This window comes from Lacibacter sp., assembly GCF_057361365.1.
Genome location: NZ_JBMQSG010000015.1, coordinates 17091 through 31577, shown reverse-complemented (window position 1 = coordinate 31577; position 14487 = coordinate 17091). Strand labels below are relative to the sequence as shown.

Below are 14487 nucleotides of genomic sequence, written 5' to 3'. Positions count from 1 at the left end.
ATTATTTACCAATCGGTTTGTAGTAAGGCATTGCCTCTTTTACATATTGCTGCATTTTAGTAATACGTGTTTCATCGGACGGGTGAGTGCTCAAAATTTCGGGCGGCTTCTGTCCGCTGCTGGCCTGCGCCATTCTTTGCCAGAAAGGAATAGCTTCCTGTGGGTTGTAACCGGCCATGGCTGCGAAACGCAATCCAAACTGGTCGGCCTCTAACTCCTGCTTACGGGAGAAGGGCAATGTGCCGCCCACTGTTGTACCAATACCATAGGCCGTCATAAACAGGTTTTGTGTTTCAGCAGGTTTATTCGCCACGGCTACTTGTAGTGCCACACCTCCTAGCTGCTGTATCAACCCCTGGCTCATACGTTCGTTACCGTGAAGGGCGATAGCGTGTGCAATTTCATGCCCCATTACTACAGCAAGTGCTGCTTCGTTTTGCGTAACGGGTAACAGTCCTGTGTAGGCTACCACTTTCCCACCTGGCATACACCATGCGTTAACTTCTTTATTATCGATGAGATTGAATTCCCATTTATAACCTTCAAGTATATCGCCTTTTCCCTGATCTTGCAAATACCTGGTGATGGCTGATGCAATACGTGTACCCACACGTCGAACCATTTCCGCATCTTTATTTACTCCCACTGACACTACACGGTTTTCAGCCAGGAACTGCTGGTATTGCTGCGTTGCCATTGACTGCAGTTCACTTTCGGGTAGTAATTTCAATTGGTTACGGCCTGTGATCTGGTTCTTTGCACAACCGATCATCAGGAAAACCATTAATGTAAATGAGCTGAGTATCTTTTTCATCTTATGTGTATTTCCCTTATTGATTCCAATTTACGTACCAAGTTTAAAACGACCTATTTTGAAAAAAGGCTAAGATTATTTTTTCTTACGCAACCCTTTAAATTTATTTTCAGTCCCCGCCAGCAACCGTTTAATATTTGTCCAATGCATTAGCACTACAAGTAAAGCAGCAACTATTGAAAACCAACGCATGTACACATTTGTTTCCTGTACCGCAAACCATACACACCCTGCAAAAACTATAACGGCGATAATGGATCCTAATGAAATATACTTTGTTAAAAAAACCACTATCATGAACGCAGCAACACTTATAAGAGCTGTCCATGGTTGAATGGCCAATACCACGCCAAACAAAGTTGCAACACCTTTACCACCTTTAAAGCCTGCAAATATGGGGAAGATATGCCCGCCTACTGCCACTAATCCGAACAACAATTTCCAAAATGATGATTCGCTTCCTAACCAATCGGATGACTCAACCGCATGCGCAAGCTGTACTGCTGCAATGCCTTTTCCCATGTCAATAATCAATACAATAATTCCCCATACTGATCCAAGCACACGAAATGTGTTGGATGCTCCCATATTCTTACTTCCATGTTCACGTATGTCGATATTAAAAAACCATTTCCCTATCCAGTAAGCAGTGGGGATTGAACCAATAAGATAAGCTGAGATTATAAGCAGCAGCAGATTCATCTTACGCTATCTTTTGAAACAGTAAAGCACTCCAGTTTGTACGATCAGATGAAGCGATCAATGTTAATTGCTGAGCAGCGGCTGCATCAATCAGCATCGAATCTTCCTCTTTATAAAAACCACTGATGATGATAAAACCATGTGGGTTGAGCGTAGCGGCCATTGTTTCCATGTATTGTAATAGAATATGGCGGTTAATATTTGCAAGTATGATATCGAATTGTTGCATAACAGGAGTGTCTGCTTTTTGCACAGTGATGTTGTTACAACGATTAGTTTCCACGTTCTCGATTGAATTTTCAATACACCAATCATCATTATCAACTGCAAGTACAGCAGCTGCCCCTAACTTTTCTGCAAGAATAGCTAACACAGCAGTGCCGCAACCAAAATCAAAAACTGACTTGTTATCGAAATCAATGCGCTGCATCAGTTTCATTACCTGCCATGTGGTTGCATGATGACCCGTGCCAAAACTCATCTTAGGCGTAATAACAATTTCATGTTCAACCGTTGCAATAGGATGATGAAAATGTGCACGCACTGCAACAAAATCATCAACGATCACCGGTTCATAATTGCTCTCCCACTCTGCATTCCAATTCTTGGGCGCTATTACTTCTTTCGAAAATGTTTTTGAAAAAGCTGACAACAATTCTATCAACTGTTCTTCATTGTATTGTTCTTCGCTGATGTAAGCATTCAGCACATCAGTTGTTTCTTCAAATCCCTCATAACCTTCTTCGCTTAACAATGCTAATAAAATCTCTTGCTGTTCATCGCTGCTGACCGGCAGTGTTATTTTGATGTAATTATTCATAATAAAAAGCTATATAGGTATGCTATACTTTGTAATGCAGTATAAGTATTTCTGATGTTGAACAAATATGGCATACCTAAGAATAAAAAAGTCCCGCTTTTCAGCGGGACTGTAAAGTTCACTTATTTCATTGAAAGTTTAGAGACGCTCTTCACCATTACTCTCATCCTGTTTAGGCTGAGCTTGCGGGCGTGGAGCACTTTCAGGTTTTGGCATCAACACTTTGCGGCTGAGTTTAAACTTACCGGTTCTTGGATCAAGACCAATGAGTTTTACTTTCACCACATCTCCAACATTCAACACACCTTCCATGCTATCTAAACGCTTCCAGCTTATTTCGCTGATGTGTAATAAACCTTCTTTCTTCGGCAGGAATTCAACAAAGGCACCGAACTCTTTAATACCTTTTACAGTTGCTTCGTACACTGCACCAACTTCAGGAACAGCCACAATACCTTTTACCCAGGCAACTGCTTTTTCCAAACCAGATTTTTCCTGAGAGAAGATGCTTACTTCGCCGTAGTTACCTACTTCTTCAATTGTGATTGTAGTACCTGTTTCACGTTGAATTTCCTGGATCACTTTACCACCGGGCCCGATAACTGCACCAATAAATTCTTTATCGATGATCAGTTTCTCCATGCGTGGTGCATGTGGTTTCACTTCAGGACGAGCCTCCGAAACACACTCATACATTGCATCAAGGATATGCAAACGACCAGCTTTCGCCTGGTTTAATGCTTCACGCATTACATCCATGCTCAAACCATCAACTTTAATATCCATCTGCACACCACAAATTCCTTCACGTGTACCGGTAACTTTAAAGTCCATATCACCAAGATGATCTTCATCACCAAGGATATCAGTTAAGATCGCATACTTACCATCACCACGTGTGATCAATCCCATTGCAACACCACTCACGTGTTTTTGCACTGGAACACCAGCATCCATCAATGCTAATGAACCTGCACAAACAGTTGCCATAGATGATGAACCATTTGATTCAAGAATATCACTCACTACACGAACGGTGTAAGGATATTCACTACCAGGCATCATTTGTTTTAATGAACGTTGAGCAAGCATACCATGACCAATTTCACGACGGCCGGCGCCACGCATCATCTTTACTTCACCAGTTGAGAACGGTGGGAAATTATAATGCAGGAAGAATTTTGAATAGTTGCTGTTCGCTGCACTTTCAACCAATAACTCATCAAGCTTAGTACCTAATGTTACTGTTGTTAATGATTGTGTTTCGCCACGTGTAAACAACGCCGAACCGTGTGGTGTTGGTAATGGTTCAATTTCCATTGCCAATGGACGCACCTGGTCTAACTGACGGCCATCCAAACGTACACGATCTTCAAGAATCATATCACGCACAACTTCCCACTTCAGATCTTCGTAATATTTCTTTGCCAATTTCTTTTCTGCATCTGTTGCTTCTTCACCCAGGCTTGCGATCAACTCATCTTTCAATGCGCTGTAAGCATCGCTGCGATCATGCTTTGCACTGGCTTGTTTAGAAATTTGGTATACTTTCTCTTTAGCAAATGCAATAACTTTTTGGTTGATCTCTTCGTTTCCTTCCGGCTTTTTATAATCACGTTTGGTAGTGATGCCTTTTGCATCTCTCAATTCCTGCTGTGCTTTGATCTGCAAACGAATGGCATCATGTGCTAATTCCAATGCTTTCACTAAGTCTTCTTCACTGCATTCTTTCGCTTCACCTTCCACCATCATCAGGTTTTTTTCAGTTGCTGCAATGATGAATTCAGAAGTTGCTTTTGTCAATTGTGAGCGTGTTGGGTTGATCACCATTTCGCCATCAATTGTTGCAATACGTACTTCAGAAATAATTTCTTTGATGGGAATATCTGAAACAGCTAATGCAGCCGATGCAGCCAAACAAGCTAATGCATCAGGCATAACCTCTGCATCAGATGAAACAAGGCTGATCAATACCTGCACATCGCATAAATAATCTTCAGGGAATAATGGACGCAAAGCACGATCGATCAAACGACTTGTCAAAACTTCGTAATCGTTCAATCTTGCTTCACGCTTAAAAAATGAACCGGGAATACGGCCTGCAGATGCAAACTTTTCCTGGTAATCTACTGACAATGGAAAGAAATCCTGTCCTTCTCTTGGTTCTTTATTGGCTACTACTGTGGCGAGCAATACGCAATTGCCCTGGCGAACAGTTACAGCGCCATCGGCCTGGCGGGCAAGTTTACCGGTTTCAATGGTAACAATGCGTCCACCACCCAGATCAAATGATTTACTGATAGGTTGTGATAACATAGAACATGTTGTTTGTGAATTGACAAGCAGGCAGGCGGGGAGAAAGCCTTACAGGCAATTCTGTGAAAAATGAATGAAGGGAGAAACCTGTAGGAAAAACAAAATTCCCAACCGCATTAAAAACGTGTTGGGAATAATGATTTATTACATAGCCGTAATTATTTACGGAGACCTAATTTCTCAATCAAAGCACGGTAGCCTTGCAGGTCGGTTTTGCTCAGGTAGCTGAGTAAACTCTTGCGTTGGCCAACCAGCTGCATCAAACCACGGTTAGTAGAGAAATCTTTCTTATTTTCTCTCTGATGAGTGGCGATGTGGTTAATACGCTCAGTAAGAAGAGCGATTTGTCCTTCAATAGAACCGGTGTTTTTTTCAGAACCACCGAAAGTTGCGAAAATGCTTGCTTTTTTTTCTTTTGTAATTGCTGACATCTCAGATTTTTTTAATTGACATCCAAATTGTACATCTATAAATTGGCGGCAAAGGTAGGGGAAATAGTTAAAAAAAGGAGCAAGTGAGGCATTAAATATTCCGGCTAATATAGCGATTGAGGCCATCTCCGGCCGTTTTTTGTATTTTTTTCCGGAAAAAAGAAGTACCCCCCAACAATTTACCCTTGAGCCCCATGGCCTGAGCTGCCCATTTATGTAGGTTGAAGCTGTCCCTATGCCTGTAAATCTTCCCGTCTTTAAATTCAAACTCCGCATGAATGCGGTTGATCACCCTCCTTCCTGTAGCTGAAAATATATACACCGCTACCCAATCGGCGCTGCCCGTTTGCCCGTTTTCCTGTACATGGCTGAAGGTAATTTCCATTTCTCCCTTGCTTCGTTCGATCAACATTTTCCACATGGCTGGCACTTCTCTGCCTTTTAAGCCAACAAATACTTCATCGGTAAACTCAGCTTCGGGATGATAGCAGGCCGCCATGGTTTGTGCGTCGCCGTTAGCAAATGCAGTGTAGAAGGTTTCAATGATGTTCATTCTATCAAGATAAAAAATAGGCAGCAAACATGGTTGGATTTGTTTATTTATCTTTCTCAAAAAAATCGATGCGATACCTTATCCTGATGTTCTTCGTTTGGAATTCCTTTTCATCAACTGCTCAACAAAAGACTTATACCACGCCTGTTTTAACGGCTACCCTTCTTTCCCCGGGTATTACCTATGAACATCCGGTAGCAAATAAATTTACCGTAAAAGCAAAAGCAGCATTTGTGGTTGGCTGGTCATTTTCTGCCTCCTCTTCATTGGGCCAAAATTATTCCATTGCTCCTACTGCCGCAATTGCCGGCCAGTTCCGATATTATTACAACTTTGCTCAACGTGAGCGGAAAGAAAAAAACATCGACCATAATTCTGCGAACTATATTTCATTTTTGGCGAGATATGGTTATTCAGGTATTACCTATTATTATGGCGACCTGGGAAATTATTCTATTAAACAAGCTTCCAACCTTGCCAATTTTGGAATTGTTTGGGGCATTCAACGTAATTATAAAAATCGCTTTAGTCTTGATTGCAGTGTAGGGCCAGGTCTATATGCTCCAATAGTTAATAATGAATTCAATTTAATTGCCGATATATCGCTGGGAATATGGCTCGGCAAAAAACATGAACAGTGATTACCTTTTCATTTCATTAATTTGCACAAAACCAACTAACGCTTGGCAAACTTCATCTGTACAGTTACTAATGATCTTACCTACGATCAACGTATGATCCGTATCTGCACAACACTTGCCCAACAAGGATACACTGTAACATTGGTTGGCCGCAAACTAAATGCATCAGCTCCTTTACAACAACAATTATTCAAACAAAAAAGGCTGTATTGCTTTTTTACCAAAGGAGCATTGTTTTATGCTGAATATAACCTGCGCCTATTTTTCTGGTTGCTGTTTCAAAAAGTTGATTGCATTTGCGCCATTGATCTTGATACAATCCTACCTTGCTTATTTGTATCTCAATTAAGAAAAAGCAAACGTGTTTACGATGCACATGAATTATTTTGTGAGATGAAAGAAATCGTAACACGTCCATCACGCTATCGTATGTGGAAATGGATCGAAAGGTTTACAGTGCCGAAATTCAAATATGGTTATACAGTTTGCGAACCCATAGCCAAAGAGTTTGAAAAGATGTATGGGGTAAAATATGAAGTGGTACGTAATGTTCCTTTTCGAAAAAATCACGAGTTAAGAGTTAAGGGTTACGAACAACCTTTAATGCATAATACTCAACCTTCAATATTCTTCCTCTACCAGGGAGCCGTAAACGAAGGAAGAAGTTTTGAAACATTGATTCCTGCAATGAGAAATGTTGACGCTCCTTTACACATTTACGGCGACGGAAATTTTTTAGAACAGACACGATCTTTAATTCATCAGCACCAGCTGCAAAACAAAGTTGAATTAAAAGGAAAGCTCTCTCCTGCTGATCTCCGAAAAATTACATCAACCGCTCATGCAGGAATTACATTATTTGAAAACAACGGATTGAGTAACTATCTTTCGCTCGCCAATCGGTTCTTTGATTATATACAGGCAGGTGTGCCACAGCTGTGCATGAATTATCCTGCTTACCAAAAGATCAATGAAGAATATGAAATCGCTTTGTTGATACCTGATACAAAAGAGGAAACAATTGCGAATGGCTTAACCCGTTTGATAAATGATAAAGAGTTGCATGAAAGGATGAAAGCAAATTGTGTGAAAGCAGCAGCGGTACTTAACTGGCAGGAAGAAGAAAAAATTGTCATTAACTTTTACAAAAAACTCCTTGGCTGAACATTTACATATTGTTTCATTTGATGTGCCCTATCCTGCCGATTATGGAGGCGTAGTTGATGTGTTTTGTAAAGTAAAAGCATTGCATGAATCGGGAGTACAAGTTCATTTACATTGTTTTGAATACGGTCGTGGCGAACAACCTGAACTGGAGAAATATTGTGCTGAGGTTCACTATTATTCCAGGCAAGAAGGACACAAAGGTTTTTCTTTACAATTCCCCTACATCGTTGCTTCACGCAATGATGAACAACTATGGAAGCGTTTGAATGCTGATGATCATCCAATTTTGTTTGAAGGTGTGCATTGTACGTATGGATTAACCAATGGAGCGATCAGTAAAAAAAATATTGCTATTCGTCTTCACAACACGGAGTTTGAGTATTACAAACAGTTGGGCAAGTGGGAAACCTCATTGGTTCGTAAGGCCTACATGCAACATGAAAGCCGCCTGTTAAAACGATACGAAGAAAAATTAAAAGACTATTGCATTCTTTCGTTGTCGCAAGACGATTGTGCTTCATACGTTAAGCTTTTTAAAGCAAGCAATATTCAATACCTGCCTGCATTTATTCCCAATGATATTGTTACAGGAAAAACAGGTAAAGGAAATTTTATTCTTTACCATGGCAACTTATCTGTTGCTGAAAATGAAAAGACTGCTGCGTGGTTATTGGAAAAAATTTTCCGGGACCTTGATATACCACTGGTGATTGCAGGAAAAAATCCATCCGATAAACTGGTTGAACTTTCTCATAAATGGCCTCACACCTGTATAGTTGCCAATCCTACCGAAGCTGAATTAAATGACTTAATTCAAAAAGCCCAGCTTCATATTCTTCCGTCGTTCACCCATTCGGGTATTAAATTAAAATTGCTGAACGCTTTATTTAAAGGCCGTCATGTGCTGGCGAATGATGCTATGATAAAAGGTACAGGCCTTGAAAGCGTTTGTCAACTGGCGAATAATCCAACGGAATTCAAATACCATGCATTCCGTTTATTCCATAAAGAATTCACGGACGATGATGTTCAATTAAGAGAAAATTTACTGCAGCAACAATTTAATAATAAGAAAAATGCAGAGCAGCTTATGCGTGCTCTACAGTAGCATTATCCCACACTTTACCGCCTTCAGTTTTCACCAGGCGGGCAGGGAATTTTCTGATCACCATAAAATCATGCGTAGCCATAATAACAGTAGTGTTGTAATCTCTTGCAACCTGTATCAGTAAGTTCATGATCTCATCACTTGTTTCAGGATCAAGATTACCTGTAGGCTCATCAGCCAATATTAATTTAGGGGAGTTGAGCAGCGCACGTGCAATGTCAACACGTTGTTGTTCGCCACCACTCATTTCAAACGTCATTTTAAATCCTTTTGACTTCAAACCCACTTTATCTAATACATCGTTGATCTTTTCTTCCATCAGGTTTTCATCTTTCCAACCGGTTGCCTTCAGCACAAATTTTAAATTCTCGTGCACATTACGATCAGTGAGCAATTGAAAATCCTGGAACACCACACCCAGGCTCCTGCGCAGGAAGGGAACTTTTTTCCAATCCATTTCACGCAGATTAAAACCAGCCACCGTAGCATCACCTTCGGTTAAAGGCAATTCACCATACAAGGTTTTTAGCAAAGAAGATTTACCTGTACCTGTTTTACCAACGAGATACACAAATTCACCCTGGTTCACTGTAAGATTTACATCATTCAGAATAAGATTACCGCTCTGGTATATATTAGCGTTCTTTATTTCTACTATTGGGGGCATTATATTTGGCTTTTGGCAAAAATAGACATTTCACAAACTTATAAAGACACTGTTTTGATTTTATGAAAAAGTTATTGCTTCTACTCTCTTTGTCACTCTATTCTATTGTTTATGCGCAACAAGCAGACAGTTTAGCAACCTCTAAACAAATCACAGATTCAATTTTTCAAAAAGTTGAAGTTGAAGCTTATTTTCCTGGAGGAGAACATGCCTGGAACCGCTATGTGCAGATACAAATTGAAAAGAATATTGACAAGATTTTTAGAAATAAAAAAAGTGCTGGCACTTGCGAGGTACAGTTTATTGTTGACAACGATGGTACCGTCACAAATGTGGAAGCACTTACTTTGAAAGGTTCACTCTTAGCAAAAATTCTTGTGGAAGCTATTAAAGATGGGCCTAAATGGGTTCCAGCCTATCAATCCGGAAAACCGGTAAAAGCATGGCGAAGGCAAAAAGTAACATTCAGAATGCCTTAATCAAAACACCAACTCTTCCCCATCCAACTTAATCAATAACTCCTTCTTCTCACTCGCCTCTACCCTGCCAATCACCTGAGCATCTACACCAAATGATTTTGAGATGTTGATCAATGTATCAGCATCTTTTTCATTGGTATAGATCTCCAGTCTTGTACCCATGTTGAACACCTGGTACATTTCACGGGCATCAGCGCCGGAAGCTTCCTGTATCAAATTAAAAATAATTGGTGGCGTAAAGAGATTGTCTTTTACAATCTTCATTGGCCCCGGCAAATACTTCATACACTTTGTTTGTCCGCCACCACTGCAGTGGATCAAGCCATGTACCGCATCAAAATGATTCTCCAATATTTCTTTTAATACCGGCGCAAAAGTTCTTGTGGGCGATAACAGTAATCGGCCGATCAATGAAGTTTCACCGTTTGGCAATTGAACTTCATCAGCCAAACGATGCTTACCAATATACACCACATCATCACTCAGCTTGTGTTCAAATGTTTCAGGAAAATGGTGCGCATAATATTTTTCCAACACATCATGTCGTGCGCTTGTTAAACCATTACTGCCCAAACCGCTGTTGTATGATGTTTCATAATTCGCCTGTCCAAAACCTGCAAGCCCAACAATTACATCACCTGCTTTTATTTTATCATTACTGATCACTTTATTCTTTGGCCAACGAGCCGTCATTGTTCCGTTTACTGCTATTGTACGCACCACATCACCCACATCAGCAGTTTCGCCACCGAGATAGTGAATGTTTACACCATACTCCTTCAATTGTGCAAACAATTCTGCAGAGCCATTAATGATTTGTTCCAGCACTTCACCGGGGATGAGTGTTTTATTACGATCAACAGTAGAGGAGAATAAAATATTATCATAAATACCAACACAAAGCAAGTCATCAAGATTCATGACGATCGCATCTTGCGCTATCCCTTTCCAAACGGAAGCATTGCCTGTTTCTTTCCAATACAGATAAGCCAAAATACTTTTGGTTCCGGCTCCATCGGCATGCGTTACATTCACCCAATCTGCATCTCCCCCTAAATAATCGGGATAGAGTTTGCAAAACGCATTAGGATATAGTCCCTGGTCGAGATGTTCTACTGCCTTATGTACTTCTTCCTTCTGTGCCGAAACGCCCCGTTTGTTGTATAATGACATGCCGCTTTGTTTGTGAGCCGCAAAACTAACACTTCCACACATCAAATGTGTTACTTTTGTGCCTTCAAATTATGAAGGTTTACAGAAGTTTGCAGCAGTTGCCCGTTTTCACAAACGCCGTTGTTACAATCGGCACTTTCGATGGTGTGCATCTCGGCCACCAACAAATCATAAGACAGTTATGTGCCGAAGCAAAAGAAAAAGGAGGCGAATCGGTGCTGATCAGCTTCTACCCTCACCCCCGCAAAATTGTGCAGCCCGACCGGCATGTTGCAGAACTAACTACGCTTGAAGAAAGAATTGAATTATTAAAACAGCAGGGTCTGGATAATCTCGTTGTCGTTCCTTTCGACAAAGAATTTTCTCAACAAACAGCCCAGCAATACATCAAGAATTTCCTTGTCGATCGGTTTCATCCTTCATTGATCATTATAGGTTACGATCATAAGTTTGGCAACAATCGTGAAGGCGATTATCGGCTTTTGGAAAAAATGGGTGAAGAATACAATTACGTAGTGAAAGAAATTCCGCAGCAATTGAGAAATGAAGTGATTGTTAGTTCCACTAAAATAAGAGAAGCAATTGCTGTGGGCGATGTAGAAAAAGCCAATCAACTGTTAGGCTACACGTATTTCTTTCGTGGTTACGTGGTGGAAGGAAATAAACTTGGTCGCAAATTAGGCTACCCTACTGCTAACCTGCAAATACAGGATGCAGATAAACTTGTACCAGCAAATGGTGTGTATGCTGTAGAGGCGCAGGTTGAAGGTGAGCCAAAAATATTGAAAGGTATGATGAACATCGGCACAAGACCAACAGTTGACGGCACAACAAGAACTGTGGAAGTAAACCTGTTTGATTTTGCAGAAGACATTTATAACCGTCACTTAAAAGTGTTTGTAAAATATCATTTACGTGATGAAGTGAAATTCGACGGACTGGATAAACTGATCGAGCAACTGCACAAAGACAAAGAAATCTCCATCAGCAAATTGGCTGATCAATGAACTTAAGACAAAACTAAACTACTTACTATGCTTTCATCGATTAACCCAACTACAACAAACGCCTGGAAAGAATTAAGTGCACATGCGGCCGACATGAAGAAGCTGCACATGAAAGAATTATTTGCAAAAGACAACACTCGTTTTGAACAGTTCAATATCGCTACAGGTGATATCATTTTTGATTATTCAAAAAATATCATTGAAAATAAAACGATGCAGTTACTTCTGCAACTTGCTGACGATTGCAAAGTGAAGGAAGCAATTGAAAAGTTGTTTGACGGTGATGTGATCAACCACACAGAAAAACGAGCGGTGCTTCATACAGCCCTTCGTAATTTTTCAGGCAAACCTGTTTTGGTTGAGGCCAAAGATGTAATGCCGGATATACAAAGGGTACTTGTGCAAATGCAGAATTTCTGTTCAAACATTCACAACGGAACATGGAAAGGTTATACAGGAAAAAAAATAAAATACATTGTCAATATTGGGATTGGCGGTAGTGACCTTGGCCCCGTGATGGTAACTGAAGCATTAAAACCTTATTGGATTGAAGGCATTGAAACATTTTTTGTAAGCAATGTTGATGGAACACATATTGCTGAAACATTAAAGAAAGTAACTGCAGATGAAACGTTGTTCCTGATCGCTTCAAAAACATTTACGACGCAAGAAACAATGACCAATGCGCATAGTGCAAGAAGCTGGTTTCTGCAGTTTGCAAAAGATGAATTGTTTGTTGCAAAACATTTCGCTGCTTTATCTACCAATGAAAAAGAAGTAGTGAAGTTTGGTATTGATAAAACAAATATGTTCGAGTTCTGGGACTGGGTTGGCGGTCGTTATAGTTTATGGAGTGCAATCGGTTTGTCCATCGCACTTACAATTGGCTACGATAATTTTGAACAACTTTTGAGGGGGGCGTACGCTGCTGATGATCATTTCAAAACAACTTCGTTCGATAAAAATATTCCGGTGATCATGGCGTTACTCGGCACATGGTATGTAAACTTTTTTGATGCAAAGAGCGAAGCAATACTTCCTTACGATCAATACCTGCATCGTTTTGCTGCCTACTTCCAACAGGGAAATATGGAGAGTAATGGCAAATATGTTGATCGCAATGGAAACAAAGTAGAATACAGCACCGGTCCAATTATTTGGGGTGAACCGGGAACAAACGGCCAGCATTCATTCTATCAACTAATTCACCAGGGCACACATTTAATACCAGCTGATTTTATAGCCCCGGCCATTAGTCATAACCCATTGAGTGATCATCACAATAAACTCATGAGTAATTTCTTTGCACAAACAGAAGCGCTCATGAATGGTAAATCAAAAGAAGAGGTAATTGCCGAAGGAGTGAAAGAAGAATTAGTGCCCTATAAAGTATTTGAGGGTAATCGCCCTACTAACTCTATTCTTATAAAACAGATTACACCGTTCACATTGGGACAGCTTGTTGCATTTTATGAGCACAAAATTTTTGTGCAAGGCGTTATATGGAACATTTACAGTTTCGATCAATGGGGCGTTGAACTTGGCAAACAGTTAGCAAATAAAATTTTGCCTGAGTTAATAAATGACGATAAAGTATCATCACATGATGCATCCACCAACGCACTCATCAATCAATACAAAACATTCCGCAAATAAGAAAGTCCCCAGCAAAAACGGGGGACTTTTCATTTATGCTTTTATACGATTACTTAATTAATAGAGGAAGTTTAAAGCTGTAATATCATTAGCATTAAATGGGCGGTTGCTGCCATCTGAACATGCCAGCATCCAGCTTAATGCATCGGGACCTGAGGGAGTTCCCGGGATAAGAACGGCGCCCACACCATTTTTAGCTTGTCCCTCGTTACCACCCGAGCCACAGCTATAAGCACGACGCATATAATCAGTATGACGGAAACCAATGCAATGACCCATTTCATGAGCTATTACAGTCGCTAACCAATTGGTATTTGCGCTTGCTGTAAAATACTTTGTATTAAGACTAATAAGATTGTAAGGATTACCACCAGAAGGAAAACCACCAAAGCCAATTGTATTGCTGTTTTCATAATAAGCCTTTACGGTCATACCACCAGTGCCCGGGGGGGTAGTAACACGGGCAAACTTAAGTGTCAAACTTAAGTCGTTATAACGTTTAATTGCTTCATCTAAAGCCGGGCCAAAATACGTTCCTGCATTTGGATCAGCTAGCTCAAGATAAACGTTAACTGTTCTTGTGCCATTAACTGTAACCAAGTTAAACGTACGATACTGTTCTTCGCTTGCAATCGTCATGTTTGCACCACCCGGTACAGATTTTAATTGATCTGCGCTAAGGAAAATATCTCCTTCAACCAAATAGCCGCCATTCATTGCTTTTACATTATCCGTTGACAATCCCTGGTAAGCAATCAAACTTAAAATTTCATCTGATACAGCATCGGCCTTTACTTCCTTCGCCGATTTGGAACAGGCTACAATAAATAATCCTGCAAATAAAATTGCAGCCGTGCCTAATAATACTTTTCTCATGTTTATTCGATTTAGGTTTAAAATGAACTTTAAATTATTAATTTTATTTTAAACATCGCAGTATTTTATACACACTT

The 14487-nt window shown here is 40.2% G+C and carries 15 protein-coding genes; 6 read left to right on the top strand and 9 right to left on the bottom strand.

Features of this window, described 5'->3' with window-relative positions; translation table 11 throughout:
- Position 1 precedes the first annotated feature (1 nt).
- From ACO1QW_RS13905 to ACO1QW_RS13880, 6 genes are all read right to left on the bottom strand, one after another.
- A complete protein-coding gene (locus ACO1QW_RS13905) occupies positions 2-814 on the bottom strand; it encodes a M48 family metallopeptidase (RefSeq protein WP_486259486.1) in 813 nt (270 codons plus the stop codon).
- Between the two features lie 75 nt (positions 815-889).
- Positions 890-1516, bottom strand: a complete 627-nt coding sequence (plsY, locus tag ACO1QW_RS13900) for a glycerol-3-phosphate 1-O-acyltransferase PlsY (RefSeq protein ID WP_486259484.1) — start codon at positions 1514-1516, stop codon at positions 890-892.
- 1 nt (position 1517) lies between these two features.
- Positions 1518-2336 carry a 50S ribosomal protein L11 methyltransferase gene (prmA, locus tag ACO1QW_RS13895; RefSeq protein WP_486259482.1) on the bottom strand — a complete coding sequence of 273 codons (819 nt, stop codon included), beginning with the start codon at positions 2334-2336 and terminating at the stop codon, positions 1518-1520.
- A gap of 138 nt (positions 2337-2474) precedes the next feature.
- Positions 2475-4652 carry a polyribonucleotide nucleotidyltransferase gene (gene pnp / locus ACO1QW_RS13890; RefSeq protein WP_486259480.1) on the bottom strand — a complete coding sequence of 726 codons (2178 nt, stop codon included), beginning with the start codon at positions 4650-4652 and terminating at the stop codon, positions 2475-2477.
- A gap of 158 nt (positions 4653-4810) precedes the next feature.
- Positions 4811-5083 carry a 30S ribosomal protein S15 gene (gene rpsO, locus ACO1QW_RS13885; protein WP_486259478.1) on the bottom strand — a complete coding sequence of 91 codons (273 nt, stop codon included), beginning with the start codon at positions 5081-5083 and terminating at the stop codon, positions 4811-4813.
- Between the two features lie 91 nt (positions 5084-5174).
- Positions 5175-5636 (bottom strand): nuclear transport factor 2 family protein, encoded by a 462-nt coding sequence (locus tag ACO1QW_RS13880; RefSeq protein WP_486259476.1) that lies wholly within the window; start codon positions 5634-5636, stop codon positions 5175-5177.
- A 68-nt stretch (positions 5637-5704) separates the two neighbouring features.
- On the opposite strand from ACO1QW_RS13880, the gene ACO1QW_RS13875 reads away from it, so the two are divergent.
- Genes ACO1QW_RS13875 through ACO1QW_RS13865 form a run of 3 tightly spaced genes read left to right on the top strand, consistent with a single transcriptional unit; the run spans position 5705 to position 8552 of the window.
- Positions 5705-6277 (top strand): DUF3575 domain-containing protein, encoded by a 573-nt coding sequence (locus ACO1QW_RS13875; protein ID WP_486259474.1) that lies wholly within the window; start codon positions 5705-5707, stop codon positions 6275-6277.
- Positions 6278-6319: 42 nt separating this feature from the next.
- Positions 6320-7441 carry a glycosyltransferase gene (locus ACO1QW_RS13870; protein ID WP_486259472.1) on the top strand — a complete coding sequence of 374 codons (1122 nt, stop codon included), beginning with the start codon at positions 6320-6322 and terminating at the stop codon, positions 7439-7441.
- Positions 7434-8552, top strand: a complete 1119-nt coding sequence (locus ACO1QW_RS13865) for a glycosyltransferase family protein (RefSeq protein ID WP_486259470.1) — start codon at positions 7434-7436, stop codon at positions 8550-8552. Before ACO1QW_RS13870 ends, ACO1QW_RS13865 begins: the two co-directional genes overlap by 8 nt.
- Here ACO1QW_RS13865 and ACO1QW_RS13860 read toward each other — a convergent pair.
- Positions 8533-9219: a cell division ATP-binding protein FtsE gene (locus ACO1QW_RS13860; protein ID WP_486259468.1), complete on the bottom strand. Its 687-nt coding sequence runs from the start codon at positions 9217-9219 to the stop codon at positions 8533-8535. The genes ACO1QW_RS13865 and ACO1QW_RS13860 overlap by 20 nt on opposite strands.
- 62 nt (positions 9220-9281) lie before the next feature.
- Here ACO1QW_RS13860 and ACO1QW_RS13855 point away from each other — a divergent pair, with 62 nt between their 5' ends.
- Positions 9282-9698 carry an energy transducer TonB gene (locus ACO1QW_RS13855; protein WP_486259466.1) on the top strand — a complete coding sequence of 139 codons (417 nt, stop codon included), beginning with the start codon at positions 9282-9284 and terminating at the stop codon, positions 9696-9698.
- Here ACO1QW_RS13855 and ACO1QW_RS13850 read toward each other — a convergent pair whose 3' ends face one another.
- On the bottom strand, positions 9699-10871 hold the full coding sequence (locus ACO1QW_RS13850) for an AIR synthase related protein (protein ID WP_486259464.1): 1173 nt from the start codon (positions 10869-10871) through the stop codon (positions 9699-9701).
- Between the two features lie 71 nt (positions 10872-10942).
- Here ACO1QW_RS13850 and ACO1QW_RS13845 point away from each other — a divergent pair, with 71 nt between their 5' ends.
- Together ACO1QW_RS13845 and pgi are read left to right on the top strand one after the other, a co-directional pair.
- Positions 10943-11878, top strand: a complete 936-nt coding sequence (locus ACO1QW_RS13845) for a bifunctional riboflavin kinase/FAD synthetase (protein WP_486259462.1) — start codon at positions 10943-10945, stop codon at positions 11876-11878.
- Between the two features lie 27 nt (positions 11879-11905).
- The gene (pgi, locus tag ACO1QW_RS13840) at positions 11906-13534 is read left to right on the top strand and encodes a glucose-6-phosphate isomerase (protein WP_486259461.1); all 1629 of its coding nucleotides are present in this window, start codon (positions 11906-11908) and stop codon (positions 13532-13534) included.
- Positions 13535-13591: 57 nt separating this feature from the next.
- Here pgi and ACO1QW_RS13835 read toward each other — a convergent pair whose 3' ends face one another.
- Positions 13592-14410 carry a M57 family metalloprotease gene (locus ACO1QW_RS13835; RefSeq protein ID WP_486259459.1) on the bottom strand — a complete coding sequence of 273 codons (819 nt, stop codon included), beginning with the start codon at positions 14408-14410 and terminating at the stop codon, positions 13592-13594.
- Positions 14411-14487 lie beyond the last annotated feature (77 nt).

Coding starts and splice junctions, on each gene's coding strand:
- ACO1QW_RS13905 (WP_486259486.1), bottom strand. CDS start 814: ATGAAAAAGATACTCAGCTCATTTACATTAATGGTTTTCCTGATGATC.
- plsY (WP_486259484.1), bottom strand. CDS start 1,516: ATGAATCTGCTGCTGCTTATAATCTCAGCTTATCTTATTGGTTCAATC.
- prmA (WP_486259482.1), bottom strand. CDS start 2,336: ATGAATAATTACATCAAAATAACACTGCCGGTCAGCAGCGATGAACAG.
- pnp (WP_486259480.1), bottom strand. CDS start 4,652: ATGTTATCACAACCTATCAGTAAATCATTTGATCTGGGTGGTGGACGC.
- rpsO (WP_486259478.1), bottom strand. CDS start 5,083: ATGTCAGCAATTACAAAAGAAAAAAAAGCAAGCATTTTCGCAACTTTC.
- ACO1QW_RS13880 (WP_486259476.1), bottom strand. CDS start 5,636: ATGAACATCATTGAAACCTTCTACACTGCATTTGCTAACGGCGACGCA.
- ACO1QW_RS13875 (WP_486259474.1), top strand. CDS start 5,705: ATGCGATACCTTATCCTGATGTTCTTCGTTTGGAATTCCTTTTCATCA.
- ACO1QW_RS13860 (WP_486259468.1), bottom strand. CDS start 9,219: ATGCCCCCAATAGTAGAAATAAAGAACGCTAATATATACCAGAGCGGT.
- ACO1QW_RS13855 (WP_486259466.1), top strand. CDS start 9,282: ATGAAAAAGTTATTGCTTCTACTCTCTTTGTCACTCTATTCTATTGTT.
- ACO1QW_RS13850 (WP_486259464.1), bottom strand. CDS start 10,871: ATGTCATTATACAACAAACGGGGCGTTTCGGCACAGAAGGAAGAAGTA.
- ACO1QW_RS13845 (WP_486259462.1), top strand. CDS start 10,943: ATGAAGGTTTACAGAAGTTTGCAGCAGTTGCCCGTTTTCACAAACGCC.
- pgi (WP_486259461.1), top strand. CDS start 11,906: ATGCTTTCATCGATTAACCCAACTACAACAAACGCCTGGAAAGAATTA.
- ACO1QW_RS13835 (WP_486259459.1), bottom strand. CDS start 14,410: ATGAGAAAAGTATTATTAGGCACGGCTGCAATTTTATTTGCAGGATTA.